This window comes from Alicyclobacillus sp. CIJ1 (assembly GCF_057538885.1).
Window position 1 is genome coordinate 72,556 of sequence record NZ_BAAJPH010000103.1, and the last position, 19,055, is coordinate 91,610.

General features: G+C 63.6%; 16 protein-coding genes. 1 reads left to right on the plus strand and 15 read right to left on the minus strand.

Going from position 1 to position 19,055, the window contains the following annotated elements; translation table 11 throughout:
• Window positions 1–36: 36 nt before the first annotated feature.
• The 12 genes from AC27E8_RS07935 to rimP all read right to left on the minus strand — a co-directional run bounded on the left by AC27E8_RS07935 (window position 37) and on the right by rimP (window position 11,330).
• Window positions 37–2,244, minus strand: coding sequence for a polyribonucleotide nucleotidyltransferase (locus AC27E8_RS07935; protein ID WP_487098836.1), 2,208 nt, complete (start codon window positions 2,242–2,244; stop codon window positions 37–39).
• Window positions 2,245–2,354: 110 nt separating this feature from the next.
• Window positions 2,355–2,621 carry a 30S ribosomal protein S15 gene (rpsO, locus tag AC27E8_RS07940; protein ID WP_008339940.1) on the minus strand — a complete coding sequence of 89 codons (267 nt, stop codon included), beginning with the start codon at window positions 2,619–2,621 and terminating at the stop codon, window positions 2,355–2,357.
• A gap of 155 nt (window positions 2,622–2,776) precedes the next feature.
• Window positions 2,777–3,163 (minus strand): gamma-glutamylcyclotransferase family protein, encoded by a 387-nt coding sequence (locus tag AC27E8_RS07945; protein WP_487098835.1) that lies wholly within the window; start codon window positions 3,161–3,163, stop codon window positions 2,777–2,779.
• Between the two features lie 17 nt (window positions 3,164–3,180).
• The gene (locus AC27E8_RS07950) at window positions 3,181–4,158 is read right to left on the minus strand and encodes a bifunctional riboflavin kinase/FAD synthetase (RefSeq protein ID WP_487098834.1); all 978 of its coding nucleotides are present in this window, start codon (window positions 4,156–4,158) and stop codon (window positions 3,181–3,183) included.
• Between the two features lie 4 nt (window positions 4,159–4,162).
• A complete protein-coding gene (truB, locus tag AC27E8_RS07955) occupies window positions 4,163–5,071 on the minus strand; it encodes a tRNA pseudouridine(55) synthase TruB (protein ID WP_487098833.1) in 909 nt (302 codons plus the stop codon).
• Window positions 5,059–6,078 (minus strand): DHH family phosphoesterase, encoded by a 1,020-nt coding sequence (locus AC27E8_RS07960; RefSeq protein WP_487098832.1) that lies wholly within the window; start codon window positions 6,076–6,078, stop codon window positions 5,059–5,061. The genes truB and AC27E8_RS07960 overlap by 13 nt, the downstream gene beginning before the upstream one ends.
• A 21-nt stretch (window positions 6,079–6,099) precedes the next feature.
• Window positions 6,100–6,456: a 30S ribosome-binding factor RbfA gene (rbfA, locus tag AC27E8_RS07965; protein WP_014464187.1), complete on the minus strand. Its 357-nt coding sequence runs from the start codon at window positions 6,454–6,456 to the stop codon at window positions 6,100–6,102.
• Window positions 6,457–6,484: 28 nt separating this feature from the next.
• Window positions 6,485–9,040, minus strand: a complete 2,556-nt coding sequence (infB, locus tag AC27E8_RS07970) for a translation initiation factor IF-2 (protein ID WP_487098882.1) — start codon at window positions 9,038–9,040, stop codon at window positions 6,485–6,487.
• Complete coding sequence (locus AC27E8_RS07975) at window positions 8,955–9,404, minus strand: L7Ae/L30e/S12e/Gadd45 family ribosomal protein (RefSeq protein ID WP_487098831.1); 450 nt, start codon at window positions 9,402–9,404, stop codon at window positions 8,955–8,957. The genes infB and AC27E8_RS07975 overlap by 86 nt, the downstream gene beginning before the upstream one ends.
• Window positions 9,394–9,675, minus strand: coding sequence for an RNase P modulator RnpM (gene rnpM, locus AC27E8_RS07980; protein WP_487098830.1), 282 nt, complete (start codon window positions 9,673–9,675; stop codon window positions 9,394–9,396). The genes AC27E8_RS07975 and rnpM overlap by 11 nt, the downstream gene beginning before the upstream one ends.
• A gap of 16 nt (window positions 9,676–9,691) precedes the next feature.
• On the minus strand, window positions 9,692–10,813 hold the full coding sequence (gene nusA, locus AC27E8_RS07985; protein WP_014464184.1) for a transcription termination factor NusA: 1,122 nt from the start codon (window positions 10,811–10,813) through the stop codon (window positions 9,692–9,694).
• A 43-nt stretch (window positions 10,814–10,856) separates the two neighbouring features.
• The gene (gene rimP / locus AC27E8_RS07990) at window positions 10,857–11,330 is read right to left on the minus strand and encodes a ribosome maturation factor RimP (protein ID WP_012810774.1); all 474 of its coding nucleotides are present in this window, start codon (window positions 11,328–11,330) and stop codon (window positions 10,857–10,859) included.
• A 238-nt stretch (window positions 11,331–11,568) separates the two neighbouring features.
• Here rimP and typA point away from each other — a divergent pair, with 238 nt between their 5' ends.
• A complete protein-coding gene (gene typA, locus AC27E8_RS07995; protein ID WP_487098829.1) occupies window positions 11,569–13,398 on the plus strand; it encodes a translational GTPase TypA in 1,830 nt (609 codons plus the stop codon).
• A 15-nt stretch (window positions 13,399–13,413) separates the two neighbouring features.
• On the opposite strand, the gene AC27E8_RS08000 is transcribed toward typA, so the two are convergent.
• From AC27E8_RS08000 to AC27E8_RS08010, 3 genes are read right to left on the minus strand one after another with little or no spacing between them, the layout of a single operon-like run.
• Window positions 13,414–14,310, minus strand: coding sequence for a prephenate dehydratase (locus AC27E8_RS08000; protein ID WP_487098828.1), 897 nt, complete (start codon window positions 14,308–14,310; stop codon window positions 13,414–13,416).
• Between the two features lie 16 nt (window positions 14,311–14,326).
• A complete protein-coding gene (locus AC27E8_RS08005; protein ID WP_014464181.1) occupies window positions 14,327–14,716 on the minus strand; it encodes a VOC family protein in 390 nt (129 codons plus the stop codon).
• A gap of 14 nt (window positions 14,717–14,730) precedes the next feature.
• The gene (locus AC27E8_RS08010) at window positions 14,731–19,053 is read right to left on the minus strand and encodes a PolC-type DNA polymerase III (protein WP_487098827.1); all 4,323 of its coding nucleotides are present in this window, start codon (window positions 19,051–19,053) and stop codon (window positions 14,731–14,733) included.
• Window positions 19,054–19,055 lie beyond the last annotated feature (2 nt).

The window sequence follows — 19,055 nt, forward strand, 5'->3', positions numbered from 1 at the left end:
ACGCGGATTAGGATGCCTCCACAAGCGAAGGGTCAATCACGGATGGGTCCTTCTTGGCGCAGCCTTCGGCCCGGCGCTGTGGCCGTGATCCCGCCGCCCATGTCCGCCCTGCGGACCGCGCCCCGGACCGCTCGAAGGACGCGGCGGCTGAGGCGGTGCAGGCGGCTGCATGGCCTTCAACACTTCTTTGCGCGACAGGTTGATTCGACCCTGGTTGTCGATCTCGGTGACCTTCACCGTGAGCGTGTCGCCGACCTGGCAGACGTCCTCCACCTTCGCCACGCGGTTCAGGTCGAGCTGCGAGATATGCACAAGCCCCTCTTTGCCAGGGAGAATCTCAACAAACGCCCCGTACTTCTCGACGCGGGTGACTTTCCCCGTGTACGTGGCACCGACCTCGACGTCGCGGACAATGTTCTCGACCATCTCCCGGGCCCGATTCGCCTGCTCGGCGTCGGTGCTGTGAATGTACACGCGGCCGTCTTGCTCGATGTCGATTTTGACACCCGTCTCCTCGATGATTTTGTTGATCACGCGCCCACCCGGGCCGATGACATCGCGGATTTTATCCGGATGGATCTTGACCGTGATGACCCTCGGCGCAAATTTCGACAGGTCCGCGCGAGGCTCCGAAATGGCCTCCATCATCTTGCTCAAGATGTACATCCGACCTTCGCGCGCCTGCTTCAACGCGCGCTCCAGAATGGACCGGTCAATGCCGCTGATCTTGATGTCCATCTGCAGCGCAGTCACGCCCCGCTCCGTGCCGGCGACTTTGAAATCCATGTCGCCCAGATGATCCTCGATGCCCTGGATGTCGCTCAAAATGGCGACCTGATCGCCTTCCTTTACAAGTCCCATCGCGATCCCGGCCACTGGCGCCTTGATGGGCACACCCGCGTCCATCAGCGCCATGGTGCTGCCGCAGATGCTCGCCTGGGACGTGGAACCGTTCGACTCGAGGATCTCCGATACCACGCGGATGGCGTACGGAAACTCCTCGGGCGAGGGAATGACGGGATCGAGCGCGCGCTCGCCGAGCGCCCCGTGGCCGATGTCCCGCCGGCTCGGCGCGCGCAACGGCTTCGCCTCCCCGACGCTAAACGGCGGGAAGTTGTAATGGTGCATGTATCGGTTGGACTTCTCTATCTCGAGCCCGTCAAGCAACTGCTCATCGCCCATGGAACCCAGGGTGCACACCGACAGCGCCTGCGTCTGACCGCGCGTGAACAGCGCCGATCCGTGCGTCCTCGGCAAAAGGCCCACCTCGCACGAGATGGGGCGAATTTCGTCGAGGCGCCGGCCGTCTGGGCGGATGCCTTCCCGCAGAATGGCCTCGCGCACCCGCTCCTTGAGGATGGTGTGCATGACCTCGGCGATGTCCGCCTCCTTCTCGGGGAACGTCTCCTTGAAGTGCTCTAGGACTTCGGCGTTCAGATTCGCGAGCGCCTCTTCGCGCGCGAGCTTGTCCGGATTCCGAACCGCCACGCTCACTTTCTCCGTGGCGTACGCGCGCACTGCGGCCTCCAGCTCCGGATCCACCTTGTGCAGTTCGACCTCGCGCTTCTTGACGCCGACCTTTGCCGCAAACGCGTTGATCTCGTCGCAGATCGTCTGAATGACCTGGTGACCATACAGGATGGCCTCGAGCACAATCTCTTCCGGCACTTGGTTGGCTCCTGCCTCCACCATCACGATGGCGTCTTTCGTGCCGGCGACGACGAGATGCAGGTCGCTCTTTTCGGACTGTTCGACGGTGGGGTTGATGACAAATTGTCCATCCACGAGCCCCACAATGACGCCGCCGATGGGCCCGTTAAAGGGAATGTCCGAAATGGTGAGCGACGCCGATGTTCCGATCATCGCCGCGATTTCCGGCGCACAGTCTTGGTCGACGGAGAGGACGAGATCGACGATCTGCACGTCGTTGCGGAATCCTTCAGGAAACAGCGGCCGGATGGGGCGGTCAATGAGGCGCGACGCGAGAATTGCGTGCTCACTCGGCCGCCCCTCGCGCTTGATGAAGCCGCCGGGAATTTTCCCGACCGCGTAAAGTCGTTCTTCGTAGTTGACGGTGAGCGGGAAAAAGTCGAGCTCCTTCGGCTCTTTGGAAGCGGTGACTGTGGCCAACACCACCGTTTCACCGTACTGAACGTGGACCGCCGCCGTCGCCTGTCGAGCCAGTTTCCCAGTCTCCAGGACAAAACGCCGGCCCGCCACTTCAAACTCATGGCGAACCACCATGGATCTCCTACCTCCTACCCTCTCAAGCGGCCGGATGCCGCGTGCCTTCCTATGTACAAACGGGGGTTCCACGCCACATGCAAAAGAAGCGGGCCGAAGCCCGCCTCGTCTCAGTGGCGCAATCCGAGGGATTCAATCAACTGCCGGTACCGGTTGATGTCCTTCTTCCGCAAGTAGTTCAACAGGTTGCGGCGGCGGCCAATCAGTTTGTAAAGGCCGCGGCGCGAATGATGGTCCTTCTTGTGAACGCGGAAGTGCTCCGTCAGCGAATTGATCCGCTCCGTCAGAAGCGCAATCTGCACTTCCGGCGAACCCGTGTCGAGATCATGCAACTGGTATTTCGCAATGATTTCCTTCTTCTTGTCCGCTTCGAGCATGATGATCCTCCTTGAACATGAAATCGCTGCATCGAAGAACAGGCCGGAGGTTCCTGATCCGCGGTGCAGTTCATCGTGTTGCGCACACGGTCAACACTATACCACAGTATCCATGCGAATGCCAGTCACGCCGTGCCCCGCGATGCGGTCCGCCATCAACGAGGGCCGTGTCGTCTCGCCACGTGAGCCACCCAGTCGCCACCCGCGATGCGCGGCCCGCCGCGCCTCGCCTGCTCCGCAGGCATGCAGTAGACCCACCCGCGAAGGTCGCGCACCTCATCCGATACGATGGTCCGCGTATACAGATGAGGGTAGTCTTCCAACGCATCCAGGGCGCGCATTCCCTCGTCGGTGACGACCACCCACTCCCCGGCGATCACGCCGTCCTCGTCGAGGGTCGCGGCTGGATACGCTCCCCAGTCGTACAGGACGCCGCGGATGCGACCTCGGCCGAGATCGCGCACTAGGTGGCGTCGCATGACGACGCGATTAGGCTGCCCTCGGCGCAATGTGCCATAGACGAACACCGTATGATGCGCCATGTCTGCCCATCCCGCCCTCAGGTCGACACCGGTCGCCCCGACTGCGCGCCGCTGGAGAGGCCGACGAGCGCGCGAGCCAGCTCACAGTCACGAGCGATTTGAGCCCGCAAGGCCTCGAGGCTGGCAAACTTCATCTCGTCGCGGATCCGGCGGAGAAACGAGACGCGGAGCGTCTTCCCGTACAGGTCGCCGTCGAAATCGAGCAGGTGCACTTCGAGCTGAAAGGCGCGTCCGTCGACCGTCGGGCGGTATCCCGCGTTCAGCACGCCGAACGCGTGGCCGGAACAGAGGTGAGGCCCCTCTTCCACTTCGACAAACACGGCGTATACCCCGGCCTTCGGCAAGACGTACTCGTCGATGCCACCCAGATTTGCCGTGGGAAATCCGATGGTGCGGCCGCGCTTATCCCCGTGGACGACCTCACCGGTGATGACGTACGGCCTGCCGAGCAGCGCCTGAGCTGCCTCGACGCGCCCCTCGCGCAGGTGCTCGCGAATGCGGGAACTTGAGATTTTGTGGCCGTGCTCTTCCACCGGCTGGACCACCTTCACGTCGAAGCCCCGTTCGCGCCCGAGTTCGCGCAGAAGGTCAACGGTCCCTTGTCCACCCCGTCCAAACCGGAAATCGGGCCCCACGACGACATGCCGCACGCGCAAGGGCACGAGATACCCGTCGACGAAGGCCACAGGTTCCAGTTGCTGAAACGCGCGATCGAAGCGGGCGATGTAGAACGCGTCGACACCAAGTTCGGCGAAGATCCGGACGCGCTCGGGGCGAGGGGTGAGCCATCTGGCGTACTCCAGGTTGCCCGTCAACGCAAAGGTCGGATGCGGCTCAAAGCTCATCACGGCGAGGCGCTCGTCCGGGGTCAACAGCCCTCGAGCGGCGTTCACGATGGCGCGGTGGCCCAAGTGCACGCCGTCGAATTTCCCGATCGCTAAAACCTGCGGCGAGGGCGATGTGGGCGCCTTCCCCTCCATGACGATGAATTCCACGGACTCATCCCCTCTTCCAAAACACCTTCTTCGGCCGGACCGCGGCCGGCTGGCGATCGACGACTTCACCGACGGCGGCCACGGCGCCGGCGTGTATCACGAGGACGAGATCGCCAGGCGAGAGCGACAGCGCGTCGCCCACCTCGACCGTCTGGCCGTTCGCAAGGCGCTCCAGCACCTCGCGCGGGGGCTGCCACATTGGCAGGTCGTCGAGGTACAGGAGCGGATCGCGTAGGTGCGAGGCGGGATTCGCCGAAGCCATCCAGTCGTCGAGAGGAATGGCGTCCTCGACGCGCGCGCAGCCGATGGCAAGCCGGCGAAGCGAGCGCATGTGTGCGGGCACACCGACGAGCGCGCCGAGATCGCGGCACAGGGCCCGGACGTAAGTGCCTTTCGAGCAGCGGACGTGAAAGCGGGCCACAGCGAGTTCGCCCTCGTGATGGAACTCGTCGAGGGTCAAGGTTCGAACGTGAACGGTCCGCTCTGGGATTTCCACCTTCTTGCCCTGGCGAGCGAGATCGTAAGCCCGGCGACCGTCGATGTGAATCGCGGAGTATGCGGGCGGCCGCTGCCGAATTTCGCCGGTGAGCCGGGCCGCGGCCTCGCGCACGGCGGCCAGATCCAGACCCGTGGCCGGCGCCTGCGCCACGACGGTGCCCTCCGCGTCGTCGGTGTCCGTGCCGACGCCGAACACTACCGTGCCGCAGTACTCCTTGTCGCCCTGGCCGAGGTATTCGAGAAGGCGGGTGACGCGGCCGACGCAGATCATCAAAAGGCCCGTCGCCATCGGGTCGAGCGTGCCCGCGTGCCCGACGCGCCGCACGCCGAGCTTGCGGCGGACGCGATGGACCACGTCATGGGACGTCATTCCCTTGGGCTTATCGATGAGCAGGACGCCGTCTAACGCTTGCACGCTTCATCCACTTCCTTCAGGGCCGCGATCACGGCCGCCTCCACGGCCTGCTTCGCCTCCTCCAACGGGCCTTCGAGGACGCACCCGGCGGCACGGGCGTGTCCGCCCCCGCCGAACCGCTGGGCAATGGCCGCCACGTCCACACGCCGCTTGGAGCGGAGACTCGCCTTCACGAGCCCGTCCGGCCGCTCCCGCAGTAGGACACCTACCTCGACGGTCTCGACGGATCGCGCGAACGCGACGAGGCCCTCGACGTCGTCCTCGCTGGCATTGCACGACGCGAGCATCGCCTGGCTGACGAGGATGAACGCGTACTGCCCGTCGGGCGCGATGGTCATCTCTCGCAGCGCAATCTGGAGAAGCCTCATCTGCTCGAGCGTCCGCGCTTCCAAGGCGGGCTCGGCGATGTCGTACGGCTGGACCCCGCTCGCCAAGAGTTCCGCGGCAATCTGGTGCACCTCGCGCGTCGTGTTGGGGTAGCTGAAGCCGCCCGTGTCCGTCAAGATGCCCGTGTACAGGCACTTGGCGAGATCGACGGCGAGCGGCACGTCGAGCGCCCTCGCCACGTGATACAGGACCTCGCAAGTCGCGGCCGCTAACGGATCCACGCACGCCACCCGCCCGTAGCGGGGGTTCGTCTGGTGGTGATCGATGTTCACGACAAACCGTTCCTGCGCGAGGAGCGGCGCGACCGGCGCAAACCGCTGTTCATCCGCGCAGTCGACCGCGACGATGTGCTGAAACTGGCGTGGAACCAGATGGTCGATGGATTGAATGCGATCGTACATAGGCAGGAAGCGGAACCGCGGAGGCAATGCCTCGCCGGCCGCGATGGCGTATCGCTTGCCGAGCGCATCCAGCATGTGCGCCACCGCAAGCGCGCTCCCCAGCGCATCCCCGTCTGGACGCTCGTGCGTGACAATCAACCAGTCATCGAGGGCTCGAAGCGCCTCTGCGGCGCGCGCGATGGCGTCCTTGTCCCGTGGCTCGGGCTGCCAACTCGTCATCCCCTGACTCCCCTCGGGCGCTCAATCGTTCGTTTCATGTTCTTTCAGCGATTTCAGCACCTGTTCAATGCGCTCGCTGTATTCGCCGGACTCGTCAAGCCGAAACACGAGCTCCGGCGCCATACGCATATGCAGCCTGCGCGCGATCTCGCCTCGGAGAAACCCAGCCGCCTTGGTCAGCACGCTGAGCGTGGCCTCCTTTTCCGCTCCGCTGCCGTACACGCTCACGTAGATCTTGGCGTGCTGGAGGTCGCCCGAGACCTCCACGCGCGTGATGGTCACAAAGCCAATCCGCGGATCCTTCAGCTCGTGCTGAAGGAGATCCGCGAGCTCCTTCTTCATCTGTTCGGCGACTTTCTGTGCCCGAATCCGCGTCAACGTTCACGCACCTCCACGGCGTTCCTCGTCACACCCGCGCGACCTCTTCCATCGTGAACGCCTCGATCACGTCGCCCACCTTGATGTCGTTGAACTTCTCAATGGTCATGCCGCATTCGTAGCCTGCCGCCACCTCGCGCACGTCGTCCTTAAAGCGGCGGAGAGACGACAGCTTGCCCTCGTAAATCACGACGCCATCGCGCACCACGCGCACATCTGCGTCGCGCGGGATACGACCGTCCGTGACGTAACATCCCGCGACGGTACCGACTTTCGAGATGTTGAACGTCTCGCGCACCTCCGCGTGGCCGACGATGACCTCCTTGTACTCCGGCGCCAGCATGCCCTTCATGGCCGACTCGATTTCCGCGATGGCGTCGTAGATCACGCGGTACAGGCGGATATCGATCTTCTGCTGTTCCGCGACCCGCCGCGCGTTCGCGTCTGGACGCACGTGGAAACCGATGATGATGGCGTTCGACGCCGAGGCGAGCTGCACGTCGGACTCCGTGATGGCGCCGACGCCCTTGTGAATCACCCGCACTCGGACGCCCTCCACGTTGATCTTCTCGATGGACTGCACCAGCGCCTCGACCGACCCCTGCACGTCCGCCTTCACAATCACGTTCAACTCGGCGACGTTGCCTTCCTTGATCTGACGGTAGAGATCGTCCAGCGTGACGCGCGCGGTCGCCTGCATCTGCTGCCGCTCCCGCTCGAGGCGGCGCTCCACGACGGCGCGGGCGCTCTTCTCGTCATCGTACACCACAAACTGGTCGCCTGCCTGCGGCACGCCGTTGAGGCCCTGGATCTCCACGGGCGTCGACGGCGGAGCGGCTTTCAGGCGCCGACCGTTCTCGTTGACCATCGCCCGGACGCGGCCATACGTCGTGCCGGCGATCACGATGTCGCCGACCTTTAGCGTGCCGTTTTGCACCAGCACCGTCGCCACCGGACCACGGCCGCGATCGAGCTTCGCCTCGATCACGGTTCCGCGCGGGCGCGCATTCGGATTCGCCTTCAGATCCTGCATGTCGGCGACGAGCAGAACCATCTCGAGCAGGGTGTCGAGGTTCAAGCGCTTGAGCGCGGAGATCTCGACGAAGACCGTGTCACCGCCCCACTCCTCGGGGACGAGGCCGTACTGCACGAGCTCCTGCTTCACGCGATCCGGATTGGCATCCGGCTTGTCGATCTTGTTGATGGCCACAATGATGGGCACGTTCGCAGCCTTCGCATGGTTAATGGCCTCCACCGTCTGCGGCATCACGCCGTCGTCCGCCGCCACGACGAGGATGGTGACGTCCGTCACCTGGGCGCCGCGGGCGCGCATGGTCGTGAACGCCTCATGTCCGGGCGTATCCAGGAACGTGATGAGCCGTCCGCCAATCTCGACCTGATATGCGCCAATGTGCTGCGTGATGCCTCCGGCTTCGCCCGCAGCCACGCGGCTTTCGCGCAACGCGTCCAATAGCGTCGTCTTGCCGTGATCAACGTGGCCCATGATGGTGACCACGGGCGGACGCGGCACGAGCTCCGAAGGATCATCCGGCTCCACCAGGAGCTCGAGCGCCTCCTCGTCGACCGGCTCCTTCACGTGCACGGTGACGCCGAGATCCGAACCGATGAGTTCCATCGTGTCCGTGTCGATGTCCTGGTTGATGGTCGCCATCACGCCGAGCATGAGCAGGCGCTTGATGATCTCCGCCGGCTCGCGCTGCAGAAGCTTGGCAAACTCCCCAACCGTCATCGGCCCCTCGACGGTCACCTCGGTTGGCAGTGGCTTCTCCTGTTTACCCGCGCGCCGCTTCGGCGCCCGCTGAAGTTTGGTCTCGTTGAACTCCTCGTGGCGCTGATACCCTTCGCGTTCCTTGCGCTCCTTTTCCTTGCGCTGCGATCCCGGCGCAACAGGCTTCTGCTGAGCCGCCTGCACCGCCACCACCTGGGGCGGCCGCGGCGCGCGCGGGAAGCGAGCTCCGCCGCCGTTGCCAGACGCGGAACGCTGGCCGTCCCGCCCGCGCCCGTTGGCGCGGTCCCCGTGACCCTGCTGTCCCTGAGGCCGGCCTGCGTAGCTCCCTCGATCCCGATTTCTATCACCTTGCCCTTGCCCACCGTTGCGCGCGTAGCTGCCGTTCGAGTTCCGCTGGCCCGCGGGGCGATCCGAGCGGTTCCGCGCATCCCCGGATCCGTTTGGCGCTCCTTCCCGCCGATCCCGGCCGCGGCCCTGTGCGCCGCCTCGATCCCGGCTGTCGCGATGGGGCCGAGGCTGGTTCGCCTGAGCGCCGGTGCTTGCAGGATCCGCGTCTCGCTGACCTTGGGCGTGGCGATTGGGCCCGTTCGCCTGCGCCGCCTGCGCCCGGCTCTGGCCCTGCTCAGCCTGCGCTTCGGCCTTCGCCTTCTGCTGGCGCTCGCGCAATTCCTTCTCCATCTCCTGTGCACGCCTTTCCGCCGCACGGCGCTTCACGTCTTCAAAGAACTGTTCGACCTTTTGAATCATCTCATCGTCCATCACGCTCATGTGATTCGCGACGGGCACGCCGAGCCGATTGAGGATGGTCAAGATCTCCTTGCTCGACATGTTCATCTGCTTTGCGTACTCGTACACTCTCAACTTCGTCAAACGCTCCACCTCCGTGGAATTCCCCAAGCCGCGCCACGACCTCGCGCGCAAATCCAGGCTCCACGACGGCAACGGCACCGGACGTATCCCGTCCAATGGCTCGACCGATCTCCGCTTTGGTCCCGAAACACACGACCTGAATGCCGTACGACGCCGCCTTGTCCATCAGTTTCTTTCGGCCATTGTCTCCCGCGTCTACCGCGATCATCACCAATTGGGCTCGCCGCGTTCTCACCGCGTCCAACACGCGCTTCTGGCCGTCGATCACGGCCCCAGCCCGGCGCGCCAAGCCGAGCAGCCCCAAGATGCTCTCCTTGTCAGTGCGCATCTCCGTCTCCCACCAGCTGGCGGCGGAGAGATTCATGGATCTCCGGCGGAATCGCCGCTTTGAGCGCCCGTTCAAGCGCCCTGCGCTTCACCGCGATATGGAGGCACGCTTCAGACGGGCAAAGATACGCGCCTCGGCCATTCCGCTTCCCGGTGGAATCCAGCACGATGTCTCCCTCTGGCGTTCGCACAATGCGCGTGAGTTCCGCCTTCGGCTTCATCTCCTGGCAACCCACGCACTTGCGAAGCGGCACCTTTCTCACGCGATTCATGCGGCGCCCTCCCGGTTCAGGGTTCGTTCAGCCAGTCGTCGGACAGCGTGGCGAACTCGGGCTCTTCCTCGTTCGTGTCCTCGAGCTGATCGAGAAGTGAATGAGAGGCCATCTGCGACTCGCTCTTGATGTCGATCTTCCAGCCCGTGAGCCGCGCGGCAAGCCGGGCGTTCTGTCCCTCCTTCCCAATCGCCAGGGACAGCTGGTAATCCGGGACCACCGTCCGCGCCACGCGCTCGTCCTCGTAGATGTGCACGTCGATGACCTTTGCGGGAGACAGCGCATTCGCCACGAAGGTCGCCGGATCCTCGCTCCACTCCACGATGTCGACCTTTTCACCGTTCAATTCGTTGACAATCGCCTGAACGCGCGAACCCCGTGCGCCGACGCACGCCCCGATGGGATCCACTTCCGGATTGCGCGAATGAACCGCGATTTTGGAACGCGATCCCGCCTCGCGGGCCACGGCCTTGATCTCCACGATGCCCTCGTAGATTTCTGGCACCTCGAGTTCAAACAAGCGGCGAAGCAGGCCCGGGTGCGTGCGGGACACCACAATCTGCGGACCCTTCGACGTGCGCTCCACGCGCGCGATGAAGACCTTCAACCGCTTGCCGACCTGAAGCTTGTCAGACGCCATCTGCTCCGATTGGGGCAGAATGGCCTCCGTATCGCCGAGGTCGACATACGCCACGCGCGGTTCGAGCCGACTGATGGTCCCGCTCACGACCTCTTCCTCGCGATCCGCGAATTTGCTGTAAATGACGGACCGCTCGGCTTCCTTCACACGTTGCATGACGACCTGCTTGGCGGCCTGCGCGGCGATGCGCCCGAAGTCGCGCGGGGTGACCTCAATTTCCACGACATCTCCGATTTGATAGCTTGGATTGATGTCCCGCGCGGCGTCGAGCGAGATCTCGAGGCGCGTGTCCTTCGGTTCCTCGACGACGGTCTTGCGCGCATACACGTGTACCTCGCCGGTGTCGCGTTTCACCTCCACGCGCACGTTCGCCGCCGAGTGGAAGTTGCGGCGGTAGCTCGCAATGAGCGCCGCCTCAATCGCCTCGAGCAGAACTTCCTTGTCAATCCCCTTTTCGCGCGCCAGTTGGTCCAGCGCTTCCAGAAAATCCACATTCATGACTAGGGAACCTCCCCTTCGCGAAATCTCAGGCGCGTTCGGGTCACCACTCCAGAGCCAGCCGCGCGTGCGCAATCTTTTCCATGGGCACCGCCAGCGTGACGGTCTTTGAGCGGCGCTTGATCTCGAGGATCAAACGTTCCCCGTCGTAGGAGACGAGCGTCCCTTCGTGCGTCTTGGCTCCCATAAGCGGCTCGTACAGCGACACGTGCACGTATCGGCCCACGGCGCGCTCAAAATCCGCCGGCCTCTTGAGAGGCCGCTCCGCGCCGGGCGAAGACACTTCGAGGAAGTACGCGTTCGGAATCGGGTCCACGCGGTCGAGCTCCTCCGACAACTGCTCGCTCACGCGGCTGCAGTCGTCGATGTCGACGCCGCCCGGCTTGTCGATGTACACGCGCAAATACCAATTCTTCCCTTCCTTCGTGTACTCGATGTCCACCAGTTCGACCGCTTCCCGCTCCACGATGGGCAGCACCAAGCGTTCAACGATTTCGGTCACGCGATCTCTCGTCACGCGTCATCCTCCCACATGCCGCTTGTGTCTCCATTCCTCGCCTCGCGTACGCCAAAAAGTGCCGAGCATAAATCAAAGAGTGGGGGGGCCCCACTCTTGTCCGCACACGGTATACGAAGCCTGACGGAGCCAGTATATCACTGCCGTCTGGATTTCGCAACGTGAGGCGCCATCCTTCGTTGTCTTGGGCGAAGCGACGTGTTATCGTGATTACCGCAACCGCGCAAAGGAGGATGTCATGCGTACCATTACGCCCGATCGATTGCGAAACGTGGCGATTGTCGCTCACGTCGATCACGGCAAGACCAGCCTTGTCGATCAAATGCTTCGCCAATCCGGCCTCTTCCGCGACAACCAACACATCGCGGAGCGGGCGCTTGACTACAATGACCTTGAGCGCGAGCGAGGGATCACGATTCTCGCGAAGGCGACGGCCATCCCGTACGAGTCGTACCGCATCAACATCGTGGATACGCCGGGTCACGCCGACTTCGGCGGCGAGGTCGAACGCATCCTCCGCATGGTGGACGGCGTGCTCCTCGTGGTAGACGCCTTCGAGGGCGTGATGCCACAGACGCGCTTCGTCCTCGACAAGGCCTTGTCCGCCGATCTCGTCCCGATTGTGGTCATCAACAAGATGGATCGGCCGAACGCGCGCCCCGCGGACGTGATCGACGAAGTGCTCGAGCTGTTCATCGACCTCGGCGCGTCGGAGGAGCAGCTCGACTTTCCAGTGATTTACGCTTCGGCGCTTGAAGGCCGCGCGTCGACCGATCCCATGAACCTGGCTACCGATATGCGCCCGCTGTTTGACGCCATTGTCGCCCACATCCCGAGCCCGCAGGTGGACGCCAAAGGCCCCTTTCAGTGGCAGGCCACCATCATCGATTACGATGAGTATCTCGGGCGCATCGGCATCGGGCGCGTCCACCGAGGCGAGATCCGCCAAGGGCAGGCCGTGGTGCGTCTGCGTGGGGCGGACGACCTGGTCGAAGGGCGCGTGCAGAAGCTCTTCGTGTACCAAGGTCTGCGACGCGTGGAGGTCGAATCCGCATCCGCCGGTGACATCGTGGCCATTGCCGGCCTTGCAGACATCACGGTCGGGGACACGCTCGCCGCGCCGGATCGACCCGAGCCGCTTCCGGTCATCGAGATTGACCAACCGACGCTCGAAATGACGTTTCACGTCAACGACAGCCCGTTTGCGGGCCGCGAAGGACAGCACGTGACGAGCCGTAAGCTGCGGGACCGCCTGTACCTGGCGATGCAGTCGGACGTCAGCCTGCACGTTGAGGACACCGACGACGCCGACGCGTTCCTTGTCAAGAGCCGCGGAGAGCTTCACCTCTCCATTCTCATCGAGACCTTGCGGCGCGAGGGCTACGAGCTCGCGGTGTCCAAGCCGCGCGTGATCGTGCGCGAAGAGGCGGGCGAGCGCCTCGAACCCATTGAAGAACTCGTCGCCGACGTGCCCGAGGATGCGTCCGGCAGCGTGATTGCGGAAGTCGGGCTGCGAAAGGGCGAACTCGTCGCCATGCACCCACTCGGCCAAGGCGGCATGGTCAGGCTCGTCTTCCAGGTGCCCACCCGAGGGCTCATCGGGTTTCGCTCCCTCTTCCTTACGATGACCCGCGGTTACGGGATCATGCATCACCGCTTTCAGGCGTACGCGCCATGGCGGGGACCCATCCAGGCGCGTCGGCAGGGCGTGCTCGTGGCGAGCGAAACAGGACTCGCGACGGCGTATGCCATCAGCAACCTCGAGGACCGCGGGGTGATGTTCATCACGCCCGGCACGCCGGTGTACGAAGGCATGATTGTCGGCGAGCACAATCGCGAGAACGACCTCGTCGTCAACGTCACCAAAGAAAAGCATCAGACCAATATCCGATCCTCGACCAAAGAGGAGACGGTGAAGCTGAAGGCGCCGCGCCTTTTGTCCCTCGAAGAGGCCATCACGTACATCGAGGAGGACGAGCTGTGCGAGGTCACGCCGCAGTCCATTCGGCTTCGGAAGAAAATCCTCAACAAAAGCGAGCGAGAAAAGGTGAAGCGGCGCCAGGCGTGACCTGACGCCGCTTCATCATCCCACAGGACTGTAGACGGGATAGACGCCGAGCGCGAGAATCTCCACGCCCTGGAGCGCCAAGAGCTCCCGAACTACAGAGAGCACCCGCTCGCCGCGGTCCTCGTAGGGCCGGACGGAGGCATCCAGGTAATACACGTAGTTGCCGATGGCATCGCCTACTGGGCGCGACTCAAGGCGCGTGAGGTTCAGGTTGGCGGCCGCAAATGTGTGCAGCGCGAGCGCGAGTCCGCCCGGGCGGTGCGGCACACCCCGAAGACACAAGGACGCCGTCCAGTCCGTGAGGCTCCATGGAGGATTCGGCAACGCGACCTCAGGCGATCCGACGAGGGCAAAGCGCGTCACGTTGCCCGGCCGATCCTCGAAGGGCTCCGGCCACACCGACAGGCCATACGATTGGGCGGCGCGCCGACTGCCGATAGCCACCGCGCGGGCGCGCTCGCCCATGGCGATCTGCCGGACAGCCTCGGCCGTGCTCGAGACCGCGACCTCCCGGGCGCCGGGAAAGCGGAGCCGGATGTGCTCCTTGCACTGGGCGAGCGCCTGGGGATGAGAGACCACCTCGTCGACCTCGTCGAGATCGAGCCCCTCCCGATAGATGGCGTATTGATGAATGGGCAGCGTCACCGCGGCGAGGATTTGGCGCGCACCTTCCTCCCGGTGTTCGCGCGTGAGCGCGTCCCAAACTTGCCAGACGGATCCCTGAATGCTGTTTTCAATCGGAACGCAGGCGAATCGGTGCGCCGATTTCGGCGCCTCGAAGATCTCATCGAAGCTCTGCATCGCCACTTGCTTAACCGGCTCGCCCGCCAAGAGAGCCGACGCGATGCGATCCGCGGCCTCGTGGCTGTGCGTGCCCTCGGGCCCGAGATACATGAGTTCCCACGCGCTCACGCATCCACCTCACCTTTCACCCGCGCGCTGGCTGGAACAGTTCCAGCCGCTCGCCGTCGGGACCTGCAAAGAAGATGTATCGAGCGCCGTTTCGGAGCGTCGTGATGGCCTCATCGAGAAAACGCACGCCCTTCGCGCGCAGCCGATCCACCTCGGCTTCGATGTCATCGACAGTGATGGCCACGTGGTGCACTTGCCCCTCGTCCGGCAGTTCATCCGCATAGCCCTCGATGAGCTCGAGCTGCGCAGTCTGCCCGGGATAGGACAGAAACGCGAGCCGGATGCCCGGCGTGTTGTGGTCGAGCGTGCCCAGGAGTTGCATGCCGAGCACATCGGTGTAAAACGCGATGGAGCGCTCCAAATTCGACACCATGATGCCCGTATGTTCCAGCTTGATCATCGCCATGCGTAGGTACCTCCTCAGAACAAGGAAAGCTGATTGGTCTCGGGCAGCCCGTCGAGGCAACCGAGTTCCATGAGCACGTCGATCACGGCCCGCGAAGCGCGCGCCCGCGACTGAAGATCTTCGAGCGACAGGAATTCACCCTGCTGCGCCGCTTCATACAGGTTGCGCGCCGCCGTCTCCCCAATTCCGGGAATGGCGGCGAAAGGCGGCCTGAGCCCCTGCGCCTCTTCCTCAATGAGGAACTGGGTCGCATGCGACTTGTACAGATCGATAGGCAAGAACCGGTATCCACGGGCCACCATCTCGAGCGCAACCTCGAGGACCGTCAAGAAGCTCTTCTCCTTGGCTGAGGCCGCGTTGCCCTTCGCCTCGATCTCCTCGATCTTCTTCAAGATGGCCTCCCGGCCCGCGGTCATCACGGCCACGTCGAAGTCGTCCGCACGCACCGTGAAATAGGTCGCGTAAAATGCGAGCGGTCGGTGCACTTTGAACCACGCGATTCGAACGGCCATCAGCACGTACGCCGCGGCGTGCGCCTTCGGAAACATGTACTTGATCTTCTTGCCCGACTCGATGTACCACTCCGGCACGCCGTGCTCCCGCATGTACACCTCGTCTTCCGGTTTGACGCCCTTCCCCTTGCGGATACCTTCCATAATCTTGAATGCGCGCGCCGGATCGAGCCCCTTCTGGATGAGGTAGAGCATGATGTCGTCTCGGGCGCAGATGACCTCAGACAGGGTCGCAATCTTGTCGCGAATGAGGGTCTGAGCGTTGTTCAGCCAGACGTCCGTGCCGTGCGACAACCCCGAGATGCGCACGAGCTCCGAGAACGTCGTGGGCCGCGTATCCTCGAGCATCTGGCGGACAAAGCGCGTGCCGAACTCCGGAATGGCGTACGTGCCGGTGGTCGACCGGATTTCCTCCGGGGTCACGCCGAGCGGCCGCGTGCTCCGAAACAGCTCCAGCACGTCGGGATCGTCGAGCGGGATGGACTTCGGATCCACGCCCGTGAGATCCTGCAGCATGCGGATGACGGTCGGATCGTCGTGGCCGAGGATGTCGAGCTTCAACAGGCAGTTCTCGAGCCCGGAGTGGTAGTCGAAGTGGGTCGTGAGCGTCTCTGACGACGTATCGTCCGCGGGGTATTGAATCGGCGTGAAATCATAGATCTCGACATAATGCGGCACCACCACCTGCCCGCCCGGGTGTTGGCCGGTGGTCCGCTTCACGCCCGTGCATCCTCGGACCAAGCGCTCGATCTCGGCATTGCGCAGCACCAACCCGCGCTCCTCGGCGAACTTCCGCACATACCCGTAAGCCGTCTTCTCGGCCACCACGGAGATGGTGCCCGCCCGGAACACGTGGTCCTTCCCAAACAACTCTTCCGTGTACCGGTGCGCCCTCGGCTGATACTCCCCAGAGAAGTTCAGGTCGATGTCGGGCACCTTGTCCCCATCGAAGCCCATGAACGTCTCGAACGGGATGTCCTGCCCGTCCTTGTGCAACTTCGCGCCGCAGTTGGGGCACGCCTTGTCCGGGAGGTCGAAGCCAGATCCGTACTCACCTTGCAGGAAAAACTCGTGATAGTGACACGCCAGGCACACGTAGTGGGGCGGCAGTGGATTGACCTCGGTGATATCCGTCATGGTGGCCACCAACGACGAGCCGACCGAGCCGCGGCTGCCGACCAAGTACCCGTCGCTCAGAGACTTCGTGACCAGCTTGTGGGCAATCAAGTAGATGACCGCATAGCCGTGTGAGATAATGGCGTTGAGCTCGCGCTCGAGCCGCTTCTCGACGAGCTCGGGCAGCGGATCCCCGTAGATGCGCTTCGCCTTGTCGTAAGCGAGCCTACGGATTTCCTCCTCCGCTCCTTCGATGACCGGCGTGTGAAGCTCATCCGGAATCGGCTTCACGTCGTCACACAGCGCCACCAGACGGCGCGGGTTGTCAATCACGACGGCGCGCGCGTCCTCTTCTCCCAAAAACGCGAACTCCTCGAGCATCTCATCGGTCGTTCGGAAGTGAAGGGGCGGCTGCTTGGTATCCAGCTTTTGCGACTGCAGAAAAATCTCTCGGAAGATGGCGTCGTGCTCGTCCAGATAATGCACGTCGCCCGTGGCCACGACCGGCTTGTTCAGGCGCTTGCCAATCTCCACGATGTTGCGCAGGAGTTCGCGCACCTGCTCAAACGACGCCACGACGCCCTCTCGCACAAGCGGCTCATAATGACTGACCGGCTGGATCTCCAGATAGTCGTAGAACTCGAGCAACGTGTCGATCTCGTCCTCGGATTTGCCGCGAAAGAACGCCTCGATAAGCTCTCCTTGGCGACACGCTGTGCCGATCAGCAGCCCTTCGCGGTGGCGAGCGAGCGCGCTTTTCGGAATGCGCGGCACGCGGTGCAGATACTGCGTATGCGCGATGGAGACGAGGCGGTACAGATTTCGCAGCCCCTCGCGATTGCGGACCAGCACGGTGGCGTGGAACGGCCGAACGCGCGAGATGTCAATCTGACCGCGGAGATGGTTCATATCCAACAGGTTGTGGATCCCGCGCGCCTTCGCGTCTTGGAGCATGCGCACGAATACTTTGGCCGTCGCCTCGCTGTCCGCCAGCGCCCGATGGTGGTTGACGAGCTCGACGGAAAACTTCTGGGTGAGCGTCTTCAGCTTGTAGTTCTTCTCGCCCGGGTAGAGCACGCGGGCGAGCGCCAGGGTGTCAATGACGGGTTCTTCCCACGGATCGAGGCCCAAGCGATCCGCGCATTGATTCAAGAATCCCACGTCGAACTCCGCGTTATGGGCCACGAGCACGGCGCCGCGCGCGAATTGGCGGAATCCGTCAAGCGCCTCCTTCAGCTTCGGCTGACCGACCACCATCTCGTTCGTGATGCCCGTCAACTCGACGATTTTCGGGTCGAGCGGCCGCTCGGGATCAATGAGCGTCGCGTACGTGTCCACGATGTGCCCCGCCTTGACCTTGACCGCGGCGATCTCGATGAGCGTGTCTTCCCGCGCGTTGAGCCCGGTCGTCTCCGTGTCAAACACGACATACTCGGTCTCGTCGTCCAGCGGCCGATCGCACTCGCGATAGACCAAAAGCCCACCATCGTCCACCACGTACGCCTCGACGCCAAGCACGAGCCGCACTCCGTGTTTCTTGGCCGCTTGATACGCTTCCGGATACGCCTGGCACACGCCGTGGTCCGTGATGGCAATGGCTTCGTGCCCCCATTCCGCGGCGCGCTTCACCAACGCTGCAGCACTCACGACGCCATCCAGCGCCGACATCGTGGTGTGGGCGTGCAGCTCAATCCTCTTCACCTCCGCCGTATCCGCCCGCCGAGGCGCATCCTGAGGGCGCATCGACTGGACCATAAACACGAGTTCCTTGGCATACGGATCGAACTGCACCTGACCCTGAATTTTCACCCACACGCCATCCGCGAGATGAGACGTGGCCTGCAGATCTCGCTCCGACTGCACGAACATCTTGGCCGAGATGGAGTCCGTGTGATCCGTGATGGCAAATTGAATGAGCGTGCGCCCGCTCGCCAGCGTCCTGCGTTCTACGCCGAAGACCTCGCCCACCACGGTGGCACGCCGCATCTCATCGGCGATGTCCCGCAATGGGATGGGTGTGGGCTCCTCGTACATCTGGCCGACGACAAACGGCTCCACGCCCTGCGCAGCGCCGGTGTCACTCCGCCCTTCCGACTCCTTGGGCTGGTCTTTCGCTGATTTCGCCTCTTCGGCAAGCTGGCGCCACCAACGCGCCTCGGCCTCCTGCTTCAGTTTCTCGCCCGCCGCAAGGAGGTCTTCACAAGCCGTCTCATCCACCTCGACGAGGACCGCCACATGAAGGCCAAACGCGCGACGAGCCTCCGAGGTGAGCCACTCCGCAACACCTTTCTGCTTGAGCTGATCCGCAATCGGTTGGCTCGGGACGCGGATGCTGGCGCGAAACCGCGCGGGCTCGTCCACAGCCTCCACGGTCAGTCTCGCCTGCGACAGCCATTTGCCCGAAACGTGAGACCGCTCCTCATAGGCAGCGGCAAGAGCGCGCATTGCGCATTCCGCTTCCCGCGTGGACACGACGTCGGCAGACATGACTTCGATGCTCCATGCGCAGGACGTCCCAAACGCCGAGGCGCACAGCTCGTGGATCTCGGCGAGATCGCGATAGAAGGAAGAGAACGCGTCTGCGTCAGGCCCCAAGGTGCCGAAGGGCGACTCCACGTGGACGCGGATCTCCCGGGTCGCCCGACGCACGCGGACGCTTCGAACCCTAGCGAGCGCCCGCTCCCGGACGGCGTGCTCGGTGATGGCCATGG